General features: G+C 64.6%; 20 protein-coding genes. 8 read left to right on the top strand and 12 right to left on the bottom strand.

The annotated features are described in order from the left end of the window. Positions 1–3: 3 nt before the first annotated feature. Positions 4–2,091, top strand: coding sequence for a hypothetical protein (locus EJ074_RS23920; protein WP_129553837.1), 2,088 nt, complete (start codon positions 4–6; stop codon positions 2,089–2,091). 61 nt (positions 2,092–2,152) lie between these two features. Here the strand turns inward: EJ074_RS23920 and clpS are convergent, their stop codons facing one another. From clpS to EJ074_RS23900, 4 genes are all read right to left on the bottom strand, one after another. Beyond that, on the bottom strand, positions 2,153–2,458 hold the full coding sequence (clpS, locus tag EJ074_RS23915) for an ATP-dependent Clp protease adapter ClpS (RefSeq protein ID WP_095807004.1): 306 nt from the start codon (positions 2,456–2,458) through the stop codon (positions 2,153–2,155). A 185-nt stretch (positions 2,459–2,643) separates the two neighbouring features. Beyond that, the gene (locus EJ074_RS23910) at positions 2,644–2,979 is read right to left on the bottom strand and encodes a hypothetical protein (protein ID WP_245420394.1); all 336 of its coding nucleotides are present in this window, start codon (positions 2,977–2,979) and stop codon (positions 2,644–2,646) included. Positions 2,980–3,125: 146 nt separating this feature from the next. Continuing rightward, positions 3,126–3,374: a hypothetical protein gene (locus EJ074_RS23905; RefSeq protein WP_095807048.1), complete on the bottom strand. Its 249-nt coding sequence runs from the start codon at positions 3,372–3,374 to the stop codon at positions 3,126–3,128. A 38-nt stretch (positions 3,375–3,412) separates the two neighbouring features. Then, positions 3,413–3,715 (bottom strand): hypothetical protein, encoded by a 303-nt coding sequence (locus tag EJ074_RS23900; RefSeq protein WP_095807005.1) that lies wholly within the window; start codon positions 3,713–3,715, stop codon positions 3,413–3,415. A 235-nt stretch (positions 3,716–3,950) separates the two neighbouring features. On the opposite strand from EJ074_RS23900, the gene EJ074_RS23895 reads away from it, so the two are divergent. The 3 genes from EJ074_RS23895 (at position 3,951) to EJ074_RS23885 (ending at position 6,560) form a co-directional block, all read left to right on the top strand. After that, complete coding sequence (locus EJ074_RS23895; RefSeq protein ID WP_095807006.1) at positions 3,951–4,667, top strand: response regulator transcription factor; 717 nt, start codon at positions 3,951–3,953, stop codon at positions 4,665–4,667. Then, positions 4,664–6,073: an ATP-binding protein gene (locus tag EJ074_RS23890; RefSeq protein WP_095807007.1), complete on the top strand. Its 1,410-nt coding sequence runs from the start codon at positions 4,664–4,666 to the stop codon at positions 6,071–6,073. The genes EJ074_RS23895 and EJ074_RS23890 overlap by 4 nt, the downstream gene beginning before the upstream one ends. A 106-nt stretch (positions 6,074–6,179) precedes the next feature. After that, positions 6,180–6,560: a YciI family protein gene (locus EJ074_RS23885; protein WP_095807008.1), complete on the top strand. Its 381-nt coding sequence runs from the start codon at positions 6,180–6,182 to the stop codon at positions 6,558–6,560. A gap of 27 nt (positions 6,561–6,587) precedes the next feature. On the opposite strand, the gene EJ074_RS23880 is transcribed toward EJ074_RS23885, so the two are convergent. After that, positions 6,588–6,824 (bottom strand): DUF1127 domain-containing protein, encoded by a 237-nt coding sequence (locus EJ074_RS23880; RefSeq protein ID WP_095807009.1) that lies wholly within the window; start codon positions 6,822–6,824, stop codon positions 6,588–6,590. A gap of 160 nt (positions 6,825–6,984) precedes the next feature. Here EJ074_RS23880 and EJ074_RS23875 point away from each other — a divergent pair, with 160 nt between their 5' ends. Continuing rightward, positions 6,985–8,994: a BTAD domain-containing putative transcriptional regulator gene (locus tag EJ074_RS23875; RefSeq protein WP_095807010.1), complete on the top strand. Its 2,010-nt coding sequence runs from the start codon at positions 6,985–6,987 to the stop codon at positions 8,992–8,994. Positions 8,995–9,015: 21 nt separating this feature from the next. On the opposite strand, the gene EJ074_RS23870 is transcribed toward EJ074_RS23875, so the two are convergent. After that, complete coding sequence (locus tag EJ074_RS23870) at positions 9,016–10,494, bottom strand: aspartate aminotransferase family protein (RefSeq protein WP_129553836.1); 1,479 nt, start codon at positions 10,492–10,494, stop codon at positions 9,016–9,018. 90 nt (positions 10,495–10,584) lie between these two features. After that, a complete protein-coding gene (locus EJ074_RS23865) occupies positions 10,585–11,670 on the bottom strand; it encodes a pyridoxal-phosphate dependent enzyme (RefSeq protein ID WP_095807012.1) in 1,086 nt (361 codons plus the stop codon). Positions 11,671–11,842: 172 nt separating this feature from the next. Between EJ074_RS23865 and EJ074_RS23860 the strand changes: the two genes are divergently transcribed. After that, positions 11,843–13,915, top strand: coding sequence for a transcriptional regulator (locus tag EJ074_RS23860; RefSeq protein ID WP_129553835.1), 2,073 nt, complete (start codon positions 11,843–11,845; stop codon positions 13,913–13,915). A gap of 39 nt (positions 13,916–13,954) precedes the next feature. Here EJ074_RS23860 and EJ074_RS23855 read toward each other — a convergent pair whose 3' ends face one another. The 4 genes from EJ074_RS23855 to EJ074_RS23840 form a co-directional block, all read right to left on the bottom strand. Continuing rightward, complete coding sequence (locus EJ074_RS23855; protein ID WP_095807013.1) at positions 13,955–14,992, bottom strand: MBL fold metallo-hydrolase; 1,038 nt, start codon at positions 14,990–14,992, stop codon at positions 13,955–13,957. 196 nt (positions 14,993–15,188) lie between these two features. After that, the gene (gene choV, locus EJ074_RS23850) at positions 15,189–16,370 is read right to left on the bottom strand and encodes a choline ABC transporter ATP-binding protein (RefSeq protein ID WP_095807014.1); all 1,182 of its coding nucleotides are present in this window, start codon (positions 16,368–16,370) and stop codon (positions 15,189–15,191) included. Then, a complete protein-coding gene (choW, locus tag EJ074_RS23845) occupies positions 16,367–17,221 on the bottom strand; it encodes a choline ABC transporter permease subunit (protein WP_095807015.1) in 855 nt (284 codons plus the stop codon). Before choW ends, choV begins: the two co-directional genes overlap by 4 nt. Before the next feature lie 112 nt (positions 17,222–17,333). Then, the gene (locus tag EJ074_RS23840) at positions 17,334–18,269 is read right to left on the bottom strand and encodes a choline ABC transporter substrate-binding protein (RefSeq protein ID WP_095807016.1); all 936 of its coding nucleotides are present in this window, start codon (positions 18,267–18,269) and stop codon (positions 17,334–17,336) included. A 235-nt stretch (positions 18,270–18,504) separates the two neighbouring features. Here EJ074_RS23840 and EJ074_RS23835 point away from each other — a divergent pair, with 235 nt between their 5' ends. Next, positions 18,505–19,116: a thymidine kinase gene (locus tag EJ074_RS23835; RefSeq protein ID WP_095807017.1), complete on the top strand. Its 612-nt coding sequence runs from the start codon at positions 18,505–18,507 to the stop codon at positions 19,114–19,116. Here the strand turns inward: EJ074_RS23835 and EJ074_RS23830 are convergent. Further along, positions 19,103–19,315, bottom strand: a complete 213-nt coding sequence (locus tag EJ074_RS23830) for a hypothetical protein (RefSeq protein ID WP_129553834.1) — start codon at positions 19,313–19,315, stop codon at positions 19,103–19,105. The genes EJ074_RS23835 and EJ074_RS23830 overlap by 14 nt on opposite strands. Between EJ074_RS23830 and EJ074_RS23825 the strand changes: the two genes are divergently transcribed. Beyond that, the gene (locus tag EJ074_RS23825; protein WP_095807018.1) at positions 19,314–19,703 is read left to right on the top strand and encodes a cytochrome c family protein; all 390 of its coding nucleotides are present in this window, start codon (positions 19,314–19,316) and stop codon (positions 19,701–19,703) included. The genes EJ074_RS23830 and EJ074_RS23825 overlap by 2 nt on opposite strands. Positions 19,704–19,728 lie beyond the last annotated feature (25 nt).

Here is a 19,728-nt window from a genome sequence, read left to right as displayed (position 1 = left end):
CTCATGAACTGGTCGATATCCTTTGAGCCGCTGGTTTCCTGGCCGCTTTTCGGCCTTGTCTTTGCGCCGCTCTTGTTATTGGCGCTGGCCGGCCTGTGGTTCCGCCAGCGCGGCTCGCTGCTGCGCTGCATCGCGCTGCTCGCGCTTGGCGCGGCGCTGCTCAATCCCGTTTTCCTCGACGAGGAGCGCGAGGCGTTGAAGAGTGTGGTCGCGGTCGTGGTCGACCGCAGCCAGAGCCAGGACATCGGCGACCGCACCAGGCAGACCGACGAGGCGCTGGCTGGCCTTCAGCAGCGCCTCGGCCGTTTCAAGCAATTCGATGTGCGCGTGGTCGAGGCCGGAAAGTCGGAAGCCGCCGAAGAGCGCACCGAGACCAGGCTGTTCAGCGCGCTGGAAAGCGCATTCCGCGATGTGCCGCCCTCGCGCATCGGCGGCGCCATCATGATCACCGACGGCGAGGTGCACGACGCCCCGGCCGGCGCTCCGGACTTCAACGCCCCGCTGCATGCCCTGATCACCGGCGAGGAGCATGAGAAGGACCGCCGCATAAGGTTCGAGAACGCGCCGCGCTTCGGCCTTGTCGGCAAGCCGCTCGACATGAGCTACCGCGTCATTGCCAGCGACGGTGAAACCGGCCCCGTCGACGTCCGGGTCTCGGTCAATGGCGAGCAGGTCTCGGTCGAACACGCGACCATCGGCCAGCCGATGAAGCTTGAAGTCACCATCCCCAATGCCGGCCGCAACATCGTCGAGCTCGCCATCGACCACGAACCGGGTGAGCTGACCGACGCCAACAACCGCGCCATCGCGCTCGTCGACGGTATCCGGGAGAATCTGCGCGTCCTGCTCGTCTCCGGCGAGCCGCACGCCGGCGAGCGCACCTGGCGCAACCTGTTGAAGTCCGATGCATCGGTGGATCTGGTCCACTTCACCATCCTGCGGCCGCCGGAGAAGCAGGACGGCACGCCGATCAACGAGCTGTCGCTGATCGCCTTCCCGACGCGTGAGCTGTTCGTCGAGAAGATCAAGGATTTCGACCTGATCATCTTCGACCGCTATCAGCATCGCGACGTGCTGCCGATCCTCTATTACGACTACATCTCCGAATATGTCGAAAAGGGCGGCGCGCTGCTGATCGCGGCCGGCCCCGAATATGCCGGCGAAAGTTCGATTGCCCGCACGCCGCTGATGTCGGCGCTGCCGGCCATGCCCAGCGGCGAGATCGTCGACAAGGCCTTCTATCCGCGTCTTACCGATCTCGGCCAGCGCCATCCCGTGACGCGCGGCCTCGATGGCGCCGCCAGCGAGCCGCCGCACTGGAGCCGCTGGTTCCGCACCATCGGGGTCAAGAACCCCGAGGGCGAGGTGGTGATGAAGGGGGCTGACGAGCGACCGCTGCTTCTCCTCGACCGCAAGGGCGAAGGCCGTGTCGGCATGCTGCTTTCGGACCAGGGCTGGCTGTGGGCGCGTGGCTTCGAGGGCGGCGGACCGCATGTGCAGCTCTACCGCCGCATTGCCCATTGGCTGATGAAGGAGCCGGAGCTTGAAGAGGAACGGCTGACCGCTGACGGCCGTGGCATGGTGCTGGAGATCCGCCGCCAGACGATGAGCGACGATCCCGGGCCCGCCCAGGTGATCACGCCGTCGGGCAAGGCGATGACGGTCAAGCTCGAAAAAGCCGAGCCCGGCATCTTCACCGGCAGCCTGCAGACCAGCGAGATCGGCCTCTACCAGGTCGGCAATGGCGACCTCACCGCGCTTGCCCATGTCGGTCCGATCAACGCGCCCGAATTCTCCGACGTCATTTCCACCGAGGACAGGCTGAAGGCCCCTGCGGAGGCGACCGGCGGCAGCGTTCGCCGGCTGGCGCAGACCTCCACGCTCGGCAGCCTCGCCGGCGGCGTGACCTTGCCGTCGATCGTGCCGGTCCGCTCCTCTGGCGCTGCTTCCGGCGACGACTGGATCGGCCTGCGCACCACCGACGACAGCACCCTCAAGGCCGTTTCGCGCGTGCCGTTGTTCGGCGGCTTTCTCGGCCTCGGCCTGCTGCTGCTGGCAATCGGCTCCATGTGGTATCGGGAGGGGCGCTGAGCTTCTTACCTCTCCCCTTATGGGGAAGTCGGATTGCCCCGATTTGCCCTGCCAGAGCGCCCTACTCTTCCGGCTCGGTCGTGAACAGCAGCGGATAGCCCTTGGCCTTGCCGGCATCGGTGGCCCGCGCGGCCTTCGTCTCGGCGACATCGCGCGTGAACACGGCGACGACGCACACACCGCGTGTGTGCGCGGTGATCATGATGCGATGGGCCTGGTCCTCGCTGAGCTTGAATTCACCCTTGAGCACCGTCACCACGAACTCGCGCGGCGTGAAATCGTCATTGACCAGGATGACCTTGTAGAGCTTTGGCCGCTCTGTCTTCGGCTGCGTCTTGGCACGGGGTTTGAGGACGGTCTCGGGCATCGCAATCGGCCAGTTGTGAACCAAAGCAATTCCAGGAGGAGTGCTCAGCGGTCTTCCGTCCGGAATTGCGCAAGATAACCGCCATGCACGCTTCCATTTTCTCACGCTGGAGAGCATACGTCCATTTCTCCGCCGGAGATGGCAGATTGCAGACGGACTCTATGTGGGGGAGCGCTGAATGGCGTTCAACGGCCCTGCCGTCCGGCAGTGCGGCGGATGCCGGATCGCCCGGAGCCGCCATCGCCCATGCCGGAAGCGCGCTCCCGGAGCGCGGCAACCATCCAGGCGGCAAAGCTTATCAGGGTCGCGCCGGTCAGCACGATCAGCATCCAGCTCTGCGCCGGCGTGATGTAGTCGAAGCTCGATGAAATCACCGGCGCGAAGAGTTCCGGCTCGGTTCTGCCGCTGGCGGGATCAGGCACAGGGCTGGCCGTGAAGATGATCAACGCTCTTGCCGCCGCGGTGGCGACCAGGCCGCCGAGGGTCAGCGAGCGCATCAGGGACGAAAGCCGCTTCTTCATGCGGATTGTCCTACGGCACCGGCATTGCTATCGGGTTAAGGATCGGAGCGCGCGGCGGAAGCTCCGGCGTCAAGCTTCGGCCGCCAGAAAGCCGCCCCAGCCACAATGGCTGGAGCGGCTTGCAAGATCAGCTGCGAGAGCCTGGATCAGGACTTCTTCACGTCCTTCTTCGGCGCCTTCTTCACCGGGCACTTGTGGGTCTTGGTCACCTTGCAGACCTTCTTGGCGGAAACCTTCTTCGGAGCGGTCTTGGCCGGAGCGGCAGCGGCCGGAGCCGTGGTGGTCGTCGAAGCAGCCGGAGCAGCGGTCGTGGTCGCGGCAGCATTGCCGAGAGCCGGCATCGAGAAGGCGAGAGCAACACCGAGGCCGAGGGCGGAGAGGAGGGACTTTTTCATGGTTTCATTTCCTTTTTTCGTGCGGGTCGAGGTGAGCGTCACTGAACCGGGTCGATCGGTGTCACTCCAAGCAGCTTCAAAGCATTTGCGAGCATCCGGATGCCCTGTGCCTGTTTCTTGGCGGCGCAGAACCGGTTTCCCTTTCTTTGCAGTGCTTTCGCCGCGGTGACCTGCGTTGCCGCGGCATGGGTTTCGAGGGCTTCGTCAACTTGACGGCTGAGATTGGTGCAGCGCTCGGTCCGGGTGATCGGCGTAACCTTTGCGTTGGAGGCACCGGCCGCGGCTGTGATGAGCGACATGCTGAGCAACGCCCCCATCAAGCTGATCGTGAACCTCTGCATTGGCCTTGTCCGTTACTCCGGAAACTCGCGTCGCAGCCGATGACCTGACCGCCACGGCACCGGTTATGCCCTTGTAATTTTTCACGAGTTTTTCCCGACTGTAGAATTTTGTTTCTAAATTGTTTCTGGGGAGGCCAATGCGGCCACTATCGCCGCCCCTGGCCAAGATGTGGCCCGAATTCTATCGTGTGGGTGTCACCGAAAGACGGCTTGGCCAAGCAACCGCGGGGTTCTCGTGAAATCCGACGCGCACATACTCATCGTCGATGACGACAAGGGCATACGGGACCTGCTTCAGGAGTTTTTCCAGAAGCGGGGGCTGCACACGACGGTGGCCGCCGACGGCACCGAGATGGAAGCGATCCTGCGCCGAGCGCAGGTCGACCTCATCGTTCTGGATGTCATGCTGCCCGGCAAAAGCGGACTGGAGCTCTGCCGCGAGATCCGCGCCAACTACACCACCCCGATCATCATGCTGACGGCGGTCACCGAAACGACGGATCGGGTCGTCGGCCTCGAAATGGGCGCGGACGACTATGTCCCGAAACCCTTCGACCCCCGCGAGCTCCTGGCGCGCATCCGGGCGGTGTTGCGGCGCAACGGCGCGGCCGAGCCGCGCCGGCCCGCGGCCAGGCAGGTCTACCGCTTCGCCGGCTGGACCATGGACTGCTCACGCCGTCGTCTGACGGCACCCGACGACGTCCGCGTGGAGCTGACGATGGCGGAGTTCAACCTGCTGCAGACCTTCGTCAAGAGCGCACAGCGCGTGCTCACCCGCGAGCAGCTGATCGAGCTGTCCGGCGGCGATACCGGCTACAGCTTCGACCGCAGCGTCGACATCCTGGTGAGCCGCCTGCGCCGCAAGATGGAGGACGACCCCAAGACGCCGAAGCTGATCCTGACCGTGCGCAGCGGCGGCTATCAGTTCCTGCCTGAAACGACGTCCGAATGAGACGCTTCCTGCCGCAAACCCTGCCGGTCTGGGTGCTGCTGATCGTGATTGCCGGCCTGATGATCAGCCAGGTGGCAACGCTCTACATCGTCTCGCGCGACCGCGCCGCAGCCAATGACGTGGTCGATCTCTACCGTCTCAACGACCGAGCCTATTCGCTCGTGCAGCTGATGCATGACGCCACGCCGGAGGAGCGCAAGGCGACCGCGTCCGGCCTGTTCAACGCCACCTATGCGCTGACGGTCACGGACACGCCGGCGGTGACCTCGTCGATCGCAGGTGATGACCAGCTCGCCGAGCTGGAGGATATCCTGGTGGGCCGCTTGTCCAAATTCGGCATCACTGACGCGCGTGTGCGGCGCGACCCCGCCACACAGGAGGCCGACATTCCCGACGGCCGGGTCGCGAACAAGGACGTCGGCCAGGTCGAGCGCGACCTTCTGGTGCTGGCCGCGGATTTCGCCCAGAGCGACAAGCTGACCGCATCGCTGCGCTTCGCGGACGGGCAGTGGCTGAACTTCACCGAGCCGATCACCCCGGCCGGACCGATCCTCAGCTTCGACAGCCTGCCGCTCTATGTCCTGATCGCCGGGCTTGTGGTGGTGATGTCGATCTGGTCGCTGCGCCGCCTGACCGCGCCCTACCGGATGATGGAAACCGCGGTCAACCGCATTGGCAAAGACCTGAAGAGTCCGCCCATCGCCGAGACCGGCAGCCGCGAGATCCGCGCTGCTGCAAAGGCGGTCAACGCCATGCAGAGCAGACTGCGCGACTATGTCGAGGATCGCGAGCATCTTGCCGCCGCCCTGGCCCACGATCTGCGCACGCCGCTGACCAGGATGCGATTGCGCCTCGAACTGCTGCGGAAATCGCCGGCGCGCGAGGCGCTGGCGCACGACCTCGCCGACATCGAGAGCATCGCCAGCTCGGTCATCGACTTCGCCAAATTCGAGGTCACCGAGGAAAAGGCTGAGCGCATCGACTTCTGGTCGTTGGTGGAGGCGGTCGCCGACGCCTTCGAGGACGCCTCGTTCGACGACGACGCAGCGCGCTCGCGCGGCCTGATCTGCACGGCGCGACCGGTGGCGCTGCGTCGCTGCGTCACCAATCTCGTCCAGAACGCCGTGACTTACGGCAAGAAGGCTCATCTCAGCGTGCAACGCTCGGGCGATGCGATCAAGCTCACCATCCGCGATGAGGGCCCGGGCATCCCGCAGGCCAAGCTGGATGAGGTGTTCGGCTCTTTCGTGCGCATAGAGCAATCGCGCAACCGCGAGACCGGCGGCCTGGGCCTCGGCCTCACCATTGCCCGCAACATCGCCCGGGCCGCAGGCGGCGAGATCAGTCTTTCCAATCATCCCGGCGGCGGCCTGCTGACGGAACTGCGCCTGCCGCTGGCAGCTTGAGTCAGCAGGCGGCCAGTCGCCTGCCCTCCAGGGCCGGATCGGGGCTGGATCGGCGGCGCCATCCTTGTGATAGTGCCGCGCCACAACGGCTCGAGGAAACCGAACCATGTTCTACGCAATCCTTGCCTATCACGTCGAACAGACCGTGCAGTCCTGGACGCCCGAGGAGGATGCGGCGCTGATGAAAGACCTGCTCGAGATCAACGACAGGCTGACCCGCGCCGGCAAGCTTGGACCGGCGGCGAGGCTGGGCGCGACCGCGCAAGCCGTCACCCTGCGCGGTCCCGGCGACGGCATGGTGATCGACGGTCCCTTTGCCGAAACCAAAGAACAGTTGCTCGGCCTCTATGTCATCGATTGCGCAAACCAGGATGAAGCAATTGCGGTGGCGCGCGACCTCAGGCGCGTCAATCCCACGGCCGTCTACGAGATAAGGCCGATCATGCTTTATCTGCCGGGGGCGCCGCTGCCTGCTGGGGCAGGCTGAGGACAGCCAGCCCGGCAACATCGGGGGTCACCGCAATGGGCGCTGCCGGGTGAGGCGGCCGCCAGCCGCGACATCGGCCGGGGCTTCATCGGCAGGGTAGCCGAGATCCTTCAGTTCGGGCATCGACAGGCCGGCCAAGGCCCTGCGCTGCATGGCATCCCGGTATCGGCGCCGCAGCGCCGCGAGGACGGTCGCGATATTGGCGGCGAACGTGCCGGCATGGCGGGTGGTCGGCTGGAAGGTCCTCAAGCTGATATAGGTCATTGTCACGCTCCCTCGTTGGAACTCACGAGGGCAATGTCCCGCCGGCGCGCTTTGCCAACGTTCATCCACGTGTGAAACCTTCGGAAAAACCGCGCTAAATCGTCGTTAAGTCGGCGGCGGGACGTGATATTCTTCCAACGGCTGTTTCACGGGGGCCGGAGTGCACATTCGATTGCTTGGCGGCATCGAGGTTGTCTCCGCAGACGGACAACCTCTGCACTTCGCGACGCGCAAGACGTCGCTGCTCTTTGCCGCGCTCGTTCTGGCCGGACCCAAGGGGGTTCGCCGCGAAAGGCTGGCGGCTATGCTGTGGGCCGACAGCGGCGAGCAGCAGGCGCGAAACAGCCTGCGCCAGGCCCTGGTCGACATCAGGCGCCTGTTTCCGTCCACCGGCGACGAAGCCATTCGCATTGAAGGCAATGCCGACACCATCTGGCTGGCGGCGAATGCCGAGGAAACCGACATCTGGATTTTCGACCGGAAGATTCAGGCCGAAGACGGCACGAGCCTGACGGCGGCAGCCGACCTCTACTACGGTGACCTGCTCGATGGGCTGTCATTTCCCGGCGAGATCGACGAATGGTTTGCGCCACTTCGGGCGAGCTATACCCGTAAGGCGCTGGAGTTGGCCGAGCGGCTGAGCCTCTTGCCCGAGTTGGGGCCGCGCGAGGAACAAGCCTGTGAAACACTGGCCGAACGGTTGGTCACGCTCGATCCGTGCGCCGAGCAGGCCCACCGGGCCCTGATCCGCATCCTGCGCCGCCGCGGCAAGACCAATGATGCCTTCCGACAGTTCCTGACCTGCAAGGACGCGCTGCAGCGCGAGCTCGGTGTCGAGCCCGAAGAAGCGACGCGGGCGCTGGTCGAACGCATTGAAGCGCCCGTCACAGCGCGCCTGAAAGAGCCGACGCCCGAGGTCGAACCGTCCCGCCTGGAAGCGACGGCGGAGCCGCCGCACCCGACTGCCTCGGTGCCGGAAAAGCCGTCGATTGCCGTCCTGCCGTTCCAGAACATGAGCGGCGACCCCGAGCAGGAATATTTCACCGACGGCGTGGTCGAGGAGATCACGACGGCGCTGTCGCATGTGAACTGGCTGTTCGTCATCGCGCGCAATTCCGCCTTCGCCTACAAGGGCCAAGCCGTCGACGTCACGCGCGTAGCGCGGGAACTCGGGGTGCGCTACGTGCTGGAGGGCAGCGTCCGCAGGGCGGGCAGCCGGCTGCGTGTGGCAGGCCAGCTCATCGAGGCGGCGGCGGGCGTGAGCCTCTGGGCCGACCGTTTCGAAGGCGATGTCTCCCAGGTGTTCGAACTGCAGGACCTCGTCGCATCCAGCGTCATCGGTGCAATTTCGCCCAAGCTCGAACAGGCCGAGATGGCGCGCGCCAAGCGCAAACCCACCGAAAGTCTCGACGCCTACGACCACTATCTGCGCGGCATGGCAAGCCTTTACCGCTGGACGAAAGAAGGATTGGAGGAGGCTCTGCCGCAGTTCTACAAGGCTATCGAGCGCGACCCCGATTTTGCCGCCGCCCAGGGCGCGGCCGCCTGGTGCTATTTCTGGCGAATGGCGAATGGCTGGATGAGCGACCGCCAGAAGGAAGCCGCCGAGGTCTCCCGGCTGGTCGGCAACGTCGCCATTTCAGGCCAGGACGACGCGGTGGCGCTGGCCTTCAGCGGCCTGGCGCTGGGCTATATCTTCGGCGACTACGAGGCCGGCTCGGCACTGGCCGACCGCGCGCTTGTGCTCAACCCGAACTGCGCTGCCGCCTGGAGCGCCAGCGGCTGCCTCAAGGCGTGTCACGACGATCCCGACATCGCCATCGAGCATCTGTCGCGGGCAAGACGGCTGAGCCCGCTCGATCCGCTGACCTTCTTCATGCAGACTTTTACCGCCTTCGCCCATTTCGTAGCCGGGCGTTACGATGCCGCCTGGCCGCTCGCCGAGGCGGCTTCCCGCGCGCAGCCCTATTATCTCACCGGATTGCGCGTGGCGGCGGCCAGCAACGCCATGGCCGGCAGGCCCGATGCCGCGCGCAAGTATATCGCGCGTTCGCTGCAGCTCGACCCGGAACTGACGCTCTCCAGCCTCAAGCACCGCGTTGGGCAGATCAGGCCAGCCTATTTCGCCAAATATGTCGAGGCGCTGCGGCTGGCCGGCTTGCCCGAATGAGGCGGCTTGAACGGGCTCACGTCAGATGAGGCCCGCAACCTCGACTTCCCTGCCGATGCGAAGCGTTTCACGCACCAGCAGGTCGAGATCGTCGCGCCGCGTGCGGTGATTGGTGATCGCCACTCTCAGGCAATGCCGGCCGTGAATCGTGGTGTCGGACAAGGCGGCGATGCCTTCTTCCTGCAGGCGCAGCATAAGCTCGGTGTTGAAGGCCTTGAGCTGTTCCTCGGAAGCGCCCTCCACCCGATGACGGAAGCAGACGATGTTGATCGTGGTCGGCACTGTTAGTTCGAGCGCCGGCTCTGCTTCGATCAGACTGGCGAGATAGCGTGCCTGCGCGATGTTCTGGTCGATGAGCCGGCCGAACTTCTCGACGCCGTGCTCCTTCAGTGCCATCCAGATTTTTAAGGCGCGGAAACCACGTGATGTCTGCAGACCGAAATCGTGCAGCCATTGCCCTGAGGCGAGACCGCGCGGCGTCGATTCCAGATATTCCGGCGTGACAGCGAAAGCGTTGCGGTGTGCGGATGCGTCGCGCACCAGCGCGCATCCCGCCTCGAACGGCACGTGCAGCCATTTGTGCGGGTCAAGCGCAATGGAGTGGGCCTGCTCGATGCCGGCCACAAGCGACGCGTTCTGCGGCGCGATGGCGATCAGCGCACCGATGCAGCCGTCGACATGGAACCACATGTCTTCCTCGGCCGCCAACGCGGCCAACGATCGAAGATCGTCCAGGGCGCCCGTGTTGACGGTGCCGGCGGTGCCAATCACGCAGGCCGGCTTGAAACCTGCCTCACGATCCTCCGCGATTGCGCGCTTGAGCGCATCGACGTCGATCCGCAACGCGGCATCCGTTGGAATGCGCCGCAGCGCCCGGTTGCCGAGGCCGAGCACCTCCATCGCCTTGCGATGGCAGGAATGGACCTGGTCGGAAGCGTAGAAGCGCAGCGGCTTCGGGATCGCGCCGACGCCACTCTCCCGAACATCGACACCTGCCTTGGCGTTGCGCGCCACGGTCAGTCCGATGATATTGGCCATCGAGCCGCCGCTGACCAGCGTGCCGCTGGCCGAGGCCGGGAAACCGACCATCTCCTTCAACCAGTCGACCACCTGGCTGTCCATCAGCCCGGCGGCATGGTTGCCGCCGCCGAGATTCGAGCCCTGGATCGCCGCCAGGAAGTCGCCGAGCGCGCCGGTGAAATTGCTCGAGCCCATATACCAGGACCAGAAACGCGGATGGATGTTGCCCATCGGATAGGCCATGACATTGCGGGCAACCTCGCCGTAGACGTCGGCGATCAACGACGGTTCGTGCGGCAGCGGTGCTGAAAAGAACGCGCGAACCTCGGCCGGCATCTCGCGCCACACAGGACGTTCCCGCACATCCCGCAGATGTCCGATGGCGTCGTCGACGATCCGGTGCGACAGAGCCTGAACATCGGCCCAGTCCGCCGGATCGAGCGTTTCTTCAGTGGCCATTAGTTCCCGCAAGCTGTCCATGCGATTTCTCCCACAGCCTTTCCCAGATCGGCCGATGTGCAACCAATCACGGCGGCGCCACCCGAAAACGAATGGCGCCGCGACTTGGCTTCAGGCGTCGAACTGGCAGCTCGGCGTCGACCGCGACAGCGCCGTTTCCTCCGCATCCATCTCGGCCTCGATGCCGTCGAAAAGCGGCGTCGACATGTAGCGCTCGCCGGTGTCGGGCAGCATGCACAGGATCACCGACCCGGCCGGCGCAGTTCCGGCGATCTGGCGCGCCACGGCGAAGGTGGCACCGCCTGAGATGCCGGTGAAGATGCCTTCCTGCTGCGCCAGCGCCTTCGCCCATTTGATGCCTTCGGGACCCGCAATCGGCACCACCTCGTCATAGTAGCGCTTGTCGATCGCCTCCTGCAGCACGTTGGGAATGAAGTCCGGCGTCCAGCCCTGGATCGGATGCGGCTCGAAAGCCGGGTGGCTCGCCGCCGGCGCGCCGCCGGCGCCGCGCTCCTGCCCTTTGCCGCTGCCGATCAGCTGCGCGTTGGCCGGTTCGGCCAGCACGATCTTGACCTCCGGTCGCTCGCGGCGCAGCACGCGGCCGACGCCGGCCACCGTGCCGCCGGTGCCGTAGCCGGTGACCAGCACGTCCAGCCTGGAGCCCGCGAAATCGTTGATGATCTCGCGCGCCGTCGTCGCCTCGTGGATAGCGGCATTGGCTTCGGTTTCGAACTGGCGGGCCAGGAACCAGCCATTGGCTTCGGCGAGCTCGACCGCCTTCTTGTACATCCCGAAACCCTTCTGGGCGCGCGGCGTCAGCACCACCTTGGCGCCGAGCATGCGCATCAGCTTGCGGCGTTCGACGGAGAAGCTGTCGGCCATCGTCACCACCAGCGGATAGCCCTTTTGCGCGCAAACCATGGCGAGCCCGATGCCGGTGTTGCCGCTCGTCGCCTCGACCACGGTCTGGCCGGGCTTCAGCTTGCCGCTGCGCTCGCCTTCCTCGATGATGTTGAGCGCCAGCCGGTCCTTCACGGAGGCCGCCGGATTGAAGAACTCGGCCTTGACATAGATCGTCGCATGGGCCGGGCCGAGATTGTTGATACGGATCACCGGCGTGTCGCCGACCGTGTCCAGAATGCTGTCGAACAGCCGGCCGCGACCGGCAGTGGTCCTGATTTTTAACTTCTGCAGCATGGGCTTCTCTCCTCGATATCTCACATGCCGGTTACAAACCGGCGGCTTCGGCGGCGCGGTTTCGACACGTTGCCGCGCTAGGGTTGCTCGACCTGCCGCGGATGCGGCAACGGCGGCATTCCGGCACGGAATGGGGCTGCCGGATGCTTCCTGTCGTCTTTGGTGATAGAACATGGACCAACTGGTGAGCGTTGGAGAGAGCGTGGAAACATACGTGGAATCCACCCGATCGAGCCTGAACGACACCGTCGCCGGCCTGTCCGTACGACTGCTTGGGCAACTGGCGATTGCTCGTGGCGGCGCGCCCGTCACGCTGCCTTCCTCGCGCAAGCTGCGCGCATTGCTTGCCTATCTGGCGCTCGCGCCACACCCGGTCAGCCGCAGCCGGCTTTGCGAACTTCTCTGGGATGTGCCCAACGATCCGCGCGGCGAGCTTCGCTGGTGCCTGAGCAAGCTTCGCGGCGCCTTGGACGAGCCGGGCCGCCACAGGATCGAGACCGAAGGCGACACGGTGGCGCTTCGCCTCGTCGATTTGCATGTCGATGCCCTCGAAGCGGCCGCCGCGGCGACGGAAGGTATCGATACGCTCAGCCTCGAACGCCTGCGGGCGCTCGAGCAACTTTTTGCCGGCGATTTCCTCGACGGGCTGGAGCTCGATCGAAGCCCGCATTTCACCAGCTGGCTGACCGCTCAACGCCGCCGTTTCAGCTCATGCCACGTCGCCGTTCTGGAGCACATCATCGGTCTTCTCCCGCAGGGCGCCGATGAAGCAGGCGTCTATCTGGACAAATGGCTGGAGCTGGCGCCGTTCGACGGGCGCGCGCATGTCGCGCTGCTGGAAAGTCTCGCACGGCGCGGACAGATCGGCGCCGGCGAGGAGCACCTTGCCACCGCGGCGGAGCTGTTCCACTCGGAAGAGCTGGATTTCACCCCGTTGCGCGAGGCATGGCAGGAGATCAGGGCCCGCAACCTCAGCGCGACGCCCTGCGCCCGATCCGGGCTGCCGTTCCTGGCTCCGCAACCGCCGATCGTTGCGGCCGATTCCGAACCGGCTGCGACGCGCCGGGCCTCGCTGGCGGTGATGCCGTTTGCGGAAGCCGCCGGCATCGGCACTTTCCGCGGTGGGCTGGCCGACGGCCTGACGCACGACATCATCACGCGCCTCGCCAAGCTTCGGGATTTCTTCGTCATCGCCCGCGGCTCGGTCTTTGCGCTCGCCGAGAAGGACATCGCACCCGAAGACGCCGGGCGCAGGCTCAATGTCGACTATGTTGCGACGGGCTCGGTCCGCAGCCTGTCCGGCCGCGTCATGGTCGCGGTCGAGCTCGTCGAAGTGCGCACGGCCAGAATTGTCTGGACCGAGACCTTCGAGCACAGGCCGGATGAAATCTTCACCGTCATCGAGGGCATCGGCAACAGCATCGTCTCCTCGATCGCGGCCGAGATCGCGATGGTCGAGCGCAATCGCGCGATGCTGAAGGCGCCCAACTCGCTCAATGCCTGGGAGGCCTATCATCGCGGCCTCTGGCACATGTACCGCTTCACCCGCCAGGAGAACGAACTGGCGCAGCAGTTCTTCAACGAAGCGCTGAAGCTCGACCCCACCTTCGCCCGCGCCTATGCCGGGCTTTCCTTCACCCATTGGCAGAACGCCTTCCAGCGCTGGGGCGATCGCGACCGGGAGGCGGCCCTTGCCTTTGAAAGCGCCGGCCAAAGCCTTCTCGTCGACGACCGCAACCCGGCCGCGCACTGGGCCATGGGCCGGGCGCTATGGATGCGCGGCGACGGGGACGGGTCTTTGCTCGAGCTGTCGAAGGCCGTCGACCTCAGCCCGAACTTCGCGCTCGGCCATTATGCATTGTCCTTCGTGCACTCGCAGTCCGGCGACCCGCAATCGGCGATCGGCTCATCCGACCACTCGCGCCATCTCAGCCCGTTCGATCCGCTGCTGTTCGGCATGATGGGCGCGCGCGCCATGGCCCATGCGCGGCTGGGCGAATTCGAGCAGGCCTCGGAATGGGCCCTGAAGGCGGCAGCCCGGCCCAATGCCCATGTCATTATCCTGGCCATCGCCGCGCATTGCCTGGCTCTGGCCGGGCGACTGGACGAGGCGCGGAAGTTTGCCGCCGCGATCCGCAACACCTTGCCGGATTACCGGGCCGACGATTTCATCGCCACCTTCCGCTTCGATCGTGACGGCCAAGCCCTGTTCCGCAATGGCGCCAAGCTCATCGGATTGCATTGATCCACCGGCAACGCCGGCATCACCTGAACATCGGCACGCCTAGCGCATGAGCGGTCCGCTCGCCTTCCTCCACGCATCGATGCCGCCCTGGATGTGGCGGGCGCTGGCAATGCCGACGTCCTGGGCCGCCTGCACGGCCATCGCCGAGCGTTCGCCGAAGGCGCAATAGAACAGGATCTGCTTGGTCGTCGATTTTGCCAGCTCGTGCAGCATGCCGCCCGGGGTGATGTTTTCCTGCAGCCGCGCATAGGGCAGATGGATCGCGCCCGGAATGACGCCGTGGCGCTCGCGCTCGGTCTGCTCGCGCAGGTCGATCAGCGCCACATCGGGCCGTCCGACCAGCGCCAGCGCCTCTTCGGCGGTCACCGACCAGCCGCGACTGGCGATGTCGTCCTGGTGCAGCCCGACCCTCATATTGGCCGGCACCGCGACATCCATCATCTTCGGGTTGGAAAGCTTCAGATTGTTCATGATCTCGACATATTCGTCGACCGATTTCACCTGCAGGCGCGGGTTGAAAGCTTTCTCCTCGCCGATGGTCGACACGGTCTCCCCCTTGTAGTCGTGCGCCGGGAAGATCAGCGTCTCGTCCGGCAGCTTGAGCAGGCGGCCGAAGATCGACTCATACTGCTGCCGCGGATCGCCGTTCTGGAAATCGGTGCGCCCGGTACCGCGAATGAGCAGCGTATCGCCGGTGAAGACGCGGTCCGGCAGGATGAAGCTGTAGGAATCGTCGGTATGGCCAGGCGTGTAGATGACGTCCAGCGCCAGCCCCTCGATGGCCAGCTTGTCGCCGTCGGCAAGCCGCATTGACACCACGTCCGCCTTGGTCTGCTCGCCCATGACGGTGACGCAATGCGTCTTGTCGCGCAACGCGCCGAGACCGGTGATGTGATCGGCATGGAGATGCGTGTCCACCGCCTTGACCAGCCTGAGATCGAGCTCGTTGACCAGTTGCAGGTAGCGCTCGACCTTTTCCAGCACCGGATCGATGATCAGCGCCTCGCCGCCGCGGCGGCTGGCGAGCAGGTAGGAATAGGTGCCCGAAACGGAATCGAAGAGCTGACGGAAGATCATCCACGCCCCCTTGCGGCTGCCGGCCTAGATCGGCTCCCCGGCAGCATAAGACAAGCATGGGATGCCCGCCAGCGGAACACCCCATGCTAGGCCTAAAGGCTGAGGCTTCATGCAGTCGCCCACAAGTGTGCAGCGGTTCTGGCGACATGCAAGCACCAACGCGCGTCGCCTCACTCCGCTCGGCACGACGCGCTTTCTAGCGCCGTAAGACCGCGCTCAGCACGTCCCGGACGCCGATCGCGCCGACGAAGCGCGACTGCTCGTCGAACAGCGCCACCGGCGCTGTCTGCGACCGGTGCATGGCCAGCATCACCGTCTTCAGAGACGTGCCGGGATTGGCCCAGAACACTTGACCGCCTTCGTCCGGCTGCCTCTCGACATCGGCGCAGGACACCCAAACCGCAGGCTTTCCGTGGCGTTCGGCCGCCGTCACCAGCCCATGCTCATCGATCTTGAAGCGCGTCGTCTTGCGGCGGTCGAGCCACACCCAGCCATTCTCGCCTTGTTCGAGATCCCGCCGGTCGCGCATCACGTTCCAAGCTGTCAGCACCGAAAGCGGATTCACATTGGCGATGAAGTCCCGGACGTAGTCGTTGGCGGGCCTGAGCACGATGTCTTCGGGCGCACCGGTCTGGACGATCCGACCGCCCTCCATGATTGTGATGTGGCTGCCGATCTTCAGCGCCTCCTCGAGGTCGTGGCTGACGAAGATGATGGTCTTCTTCAGCTCCGCCTGAAGCTGCAGAAGCTCGTCCTGCAGCTTGGTGCGGATCAGCGGATCGAGCGCCGAGAACGGCTCGTCCATCAAAAGGATCGGCGCCTCGGTGGCGAAGGCCCGAGCAAGACCGACACGCTGCTGCATGCCGCCCGAAAGCTCATGCGCGTATTTCTTCGACCACTGGTCGAGGTTGACGAGCTGAAGCTGCTTTCTGACCCGCTCCTTGCGCTCGGCTTCCGGCACGCCGGCAAGCTCGAGGCCGAAGCCGACATTTTCCTCCACGGTGCGCCATGGCAGCAGACCGAACTGCTGGAACACCATCGCGACCTGCTTCTGCCGCAACCGCCGCAACGTCGCTTCGTCGCACGTCACGACGTCGACGGTGCGGTCGCCGTCCTTGACCAGCACCTGCCCGCGCGACACGACATTGAGCCGATTGACGGCCCGGAGCAGCGTCGACTTGCCGGAGCCCGACAGGCCCATCAGCACCGAGATCTCGCCTTCATGCACGGTGAGGCTTGCACCCGCGCAGCCCAGCACATTGCCGGTCTTTTCGAGGATCTCGGCGCGGCTGGCCCCTTGATCGATCAGCGCCAGCGACCCAGCCTGGTCGGCGCCGAAGACGATATCGACATTCTTGAAATCAACGGCGACGGTCATTTCTTGCCTCCAACGCCGATGCGGGTCATGCGGTCGAGCACGATAGCGAGCACGACGATGGCGAGGCCGGCTTCAAGTCCGAGATCGATGCGGCGCGAGCCGAGCGCGCGGTTGATTTCAGTGCCGAGGCCGCCGGCGCCGATGAGCGCGGCAAACACCACCATCGACAGTGACAGCATGATCGACTGTGTCAGTCCCGCCATGATGGTGGGCAGCGCCGAGGGCAATTCAACCTTCCATAAAAGCTGGCTCTTGGTGGCGCCAAAGGATTCGCCGGCCTCGATGATCGCCTTCGGCACCGAGACGACGCCCAGATGGGTAAGTCTGACGGCGGTCGGGATGACGAAGATGATGGTGACGATCAGGCCGGGCGCATTGCCAAGGCCGAACAGGGTCAGCACCGGGATCAGGTAGACGAAGGTCGGCAGCGTCTGCATCAAGTCCAGCACAGGCAGCATGAAGCGATAGACCTTCGGCTTATGCGCCGCCCAGATGCCGAGCGGCACGCCGATCGCCATGGCCATGGCAGCCGCCGCTACCACCAGCACCAGCGTTTGCACCGTCTGCTTCCATAGGTTCTGGTTGATGATGAAGAGAAGGCCGATGAAGACCGCGATGGCCAGCGGCCGCGAGCGCTGCAGGAACCAGGCGATGACGGCTATGACCAGCGCCAGGAGCACCGGCGGCACCAGGAGCAGAATGTCGACCAGACCGTCGAGCAGGAAATTCAGGCCGTTGGAAAAAGCCCTGAAGATGGTGTCGAAATTGTCGGTGAGAAACCCGAAGAAAGCCTTTCCCCACGGACCTATGGGGATTTTGTAGGCGACCAGAAATTTCGAAATTGGATCCATCTTCCCCTCATTGATCTTCGCTGTCCTTGCCGGACAGTCTCACAGCATATGAAAAAGGGCAGCCTTTTCCAGTGGCTGCCCTTCATTCGATCATGCCGACCTCAAAGCCGGCTCAGCCCCCGAGCGCGGTCTTGACCGCGGCGGCGGCGTCGCCGCCGTCGAAGGTGGTGACGCCGGCGATCCAGGGCGTCACTGCATCCGGATGCTTCTTCAGCCAGTCCGTCGCGACGGTGTTGGCATCGCCACCCTTGAGGATGGCGTCCATCATTTCGCCTTCCATGTCGAGATTGAACTTGAGATTGGCGATGAATTTGCCGACGTTCGGACACTCGGTGGTGTAGCCCTTGCGCACGTTGGTCGAGACGGTCGCGGCGCCGAAGCCGCTGTCGCCCATGCCGTCGAGGTAGGTGATCTTCATGGCCCCCATGACGGGATGCGGCGTCCAGCCGAGGAAGGCGATCCATTCATTGTTCTTCATCGACTGCTCGGCCTGCGTCAGCATGCCGGCCTCCGAGGATTCCACCAGTTCGAAGCCTTCCAGATTGTCCTTCGGGTTCTTGATCATGTCGAGGATGATGCGGTTGCCGTCATTGCCGGCCTCGATGCCGTAGATCTTGCCGCCGAACTTGTCCTTGAACTTGCCGAGGTCGGTCAGCGTCTTGACGCCGGCATCCGCGACATAGGTCGGCACGACGATGCCGTAACCGGCGCCAGCGAGGTTCTGGCTGATGGTTTCGACCGAACCGTCAGCAGTATAGTCCTTGATGTCGTTGGTCATCGACGGCATCCAGTTGCCGAGGAAGACGTCGAGGTCCTTGTTCTTCAGCGAAGCATAGGTCACCGGCACCGAAAGCTGGATCACCTGCGGCTCGTAGCCGAGCGCGGTGAGCAGCACCGACGCCAGACCGGTCGTGGCCTGGATGTCGGTCCAGCCGACATCCGACAGCCGCACGGCCTTGCAACTCGCCGGATCGCCCGCGTAAGCAGCGGTCGTAGACAGAAGCGCCGCCAGGCCGAGCCCGGCGACGAAAGATTTCATACGCGACATCAACTTTTCTCCCATTGCGATTCTTAGGCGATGCGAATTCACGGTTCTTGCGCCGCCTTGTTTCGTCAGCCAAACATCATTTTGAAGTGGTTTCAAGCGGTGCCACATCACGATGAACGCCGCGCGCTGGCCATTCAGCGACATGCCGTCGCTTTTCCGATAGGTGTCGCTTTTTTGGTGGACGGTGCAGCCGCCCCCTCCCCGCCGCTCGGCAAGTCGTCTTAAAAGGACAGCCATGGCAAAGCTGTATTTCCACTACGCGACGATGAACGCCGGCAAGACGACGATGCTCCTGCAGGCGTCCTACAATTATCGCGAGCGCGGCATGACGACGATGCTGTTCGTCGCCGGCCACTATCGCAAAGGTGACAGCGGGCTGATCTCGTCGCGCATCGGCCTCGAGGCCGAAGCGGAGATGTTTCGCGACGGCGACGATCTCTATGCCCGTGTCGCCGAGCATCACCAGCACCAGAACGTCCATTGCATCTTCGTCGACGAAGCGCAGTTCCTCGAGGAAGAGCAGGTCTGGCAGCTTGCCCGCATCGCCGACCGACTTAACATTCCGGTCATGTGCTATGGCCTGCGCACGGACTTCCAGGGCAAGCTGTTTTCCGGCTCGCGCGCGCTGCTCGCCATCGCCGACGAGCTGCGCGAAGTGCGCACCATCTGTCGCTGCGGCCGCAAGGCGACGATGGTGGTGCGCCTCGGCCCCGACGGCAAGGTTGCGCGACAGGGCGAGCAGGTGGCAATCGGCAAGGACGTCTACGTCTCGCTCTGCCGCCGGCACTGGGAAGAAGAGATGGGCCGCACCTTGCCCGACGATTTCATCGGCTTCATGAAGCGTTGAGCGGATCGGCCGCGTCACGTCGCATAAATCGCCAGCCGAGCCGCATGCCAAGCGTCGCCAGCGCGATCAACCGCCACGCCCGTGTCGGCCCGAGTGCATGCGCCTGATCCGCAGAGATCGCGCCGCCATCGCGAGCGTAGCGTTTGTTAAGGCTTCGGCCGTATAAGGCCGAGAGCCAGAATTCTTCGGGATCAGCCATGCTTCGCGCCATTTCGTCTGCCGTCATCTTCCTGCTTGCCGGCGGTCTTGCCGCGCATGCGGGTGGCGACGCGGCGCTCGGCAAGAAGGTCTTCAATCGCTGCATCGCTTGCCACGAGGCGGCGACCGACCGCGACAGGGTCGGCCCGCATCTGATGGGCGTCGTCGGGCGCAAGGCCGGCTCGGCGGAAAGCTTCGCCAGCCACTATTCGCAGGCCATGAAGGAGGCTGGCGCGGCCGGGCTCGTTTGGGACGAAGCCAACCTAGCCGAGTATCTCAAGGCGCCCAAGCAGAAGGTTCCCGGCAACAAGATGGGCTTCAGCGGACTGACCAGCGACGAAGACATCGCCAATGTGATCGCCTATCTCGAGGCCGACCCGAAACCGTGAGCAGCGCCAAGAGGCTGGCATCGGC

The sequence above is a fragment of the Mesorhizobium sp. M3A.F.Ca.ET.080.04.2.1 genome (assembly GCF_003952525.1).
Classification (GTDB): domain Bacteria; phylum Pseudomonadota; class Alphaproteobacteria; order Rhizobiales; family Rhizobiaceae; genus Mesorhizobium.
The sequence above is the reverse complement of the archived record's forward strand: the minus strand, read 5'-3'. Positions and strand labels throughout refer to the sequence as shown.

Excerpts from the sequence above, each read along its gene's own strand:
- EJ074_RS23920 (WP_129553837.1), top strand. The coding sequence starts at position 4 with ATGAACTGGTCGATATCCTTTGAGCCGCTGGTTTCCTGGCCGCTTTTC.
- clpS (WP_095807004.1), bottom strand. The coding sequence starts at position 2,458 with ATGCCCGAGACCGTCCTCAAACCCCGTGCCAAGACGCAGCCGAAGACA.
- EJ074_RS23910 (WP_245420394.1), bottom strand. The coding sequence starts at position 2,979 with ATGAAGAAGCGGCTTTCGTCCCTGATGCGCTCGCTGACCCTCGGCGGC.
- EJ074_RS23905 (WP_095807048.1), bottom strand. The coding sequence starts at position 3,374 with ATGAAAAAGTCCCTCCTCTCCGCCCTCGGCCTCGGTGTTGCTCTCGCC.
- EJ074_RS23900 (WP_095807005.1), bottom strand. The coding sequence starts at position 3,715 with ATGCAGAGGTTCACGATCAGCTTGATGGGGGCGTTGCTCAGCATGTCG.
- EJ074_RS23890 (WP_095807007.1), top strand. The coding sequence starts at position 4,664 with ATGAGACGCTTCCTGCCGCAAACCCTGCCGGTCTGGGTGCTGCTGATC.
- EJ074_RS23885 (WP_095807008.1), top strand. The coding sequence starts at position 6,180 with ATGTTCTACGCAATCCTTGCCTATCACGTCGAACAGACCGTGCAGTCC.
- EJ074_RS23880 (WP_095807009.1), bottom strand. The coding sequence starts at position 6,824 with ATGACCTATATCAGCTTGAGGACCTTCCAGCCGACCACCCGCCATGCC.
- EJ074_RS23870 (WP_129553836.1), bottom strand. The coding sequence starts at position 10,494 with ATGGACAGCTTGCGGGAACTAATGGCCACTGAAGAAACGCTCGATCCG.
- EJ074_RS23865 (WP_095807012.1), bottom strand. The coding sequence starts at position 11,670 with ATGCTGCAGAAGTTAAAAATCAGGACCACTGCCGGTCGCGGCCGGCTG.
- EJ074_RS23860 (WP_129553835.1), top strand. The coding sequence starts at position 11,843 with ATGGACCAACTGGTGAGCGTTGGAGAGAGCGTGGAAACATACGTGGAA.
- EJ074_RS23855 (WP_095807013.1), bottom strand. The coding sequence starts at position 14,992 with ATGATCTTCCGTCAGCTCTTCGATTCCGTTTCGGGCACCTATTCCTAC.
- choV (WP_095807014.1), bottom strand. The coding sequence starts at position 16,370 with ATGACCGTCGCCGTTGATTTCAAGAATGTCGATATCGTCTTCGGCGCC.
- choW (WP_095807015.1), bottom strand. The coding sequence starts at position 17,221 with ATGGATCCAATTTCGAAATTTCTGGTCGCCTACAAAATCCCCATAGGT.
- EJ074_RS23840 (WP_095807016.1), bottom strand. The coding sequence starts at position 18,269 with ATGTCGCGTATGAAATCTTTCGTCGCCGGGCTCGGCCTGGCGGCGCTT.
- EJ074_RS23835 (WP_095807017.1), top strand. The coding sequence starts at position 18,505 with ATGGCAAAGCTGTATTTCCACTACGCGACGATGAACGCCGGCAAGACG.
- EJ074_RS23825 (WP_095807018.1), top strand. The coding sequence starts at position 19,314 with ATGCTTCGCGCCATTTCGTCTGCCGTCATCTTCCTGCTTGCCGGCGGT.
- EJ074_RS23830 (WP_129553834.1), bottom strand. The coding sequence starts at position 19,315 with ATGGCTGATCCCGAAGAATTCTGGCTCTCGGCCTTATACGGCCGAAGC.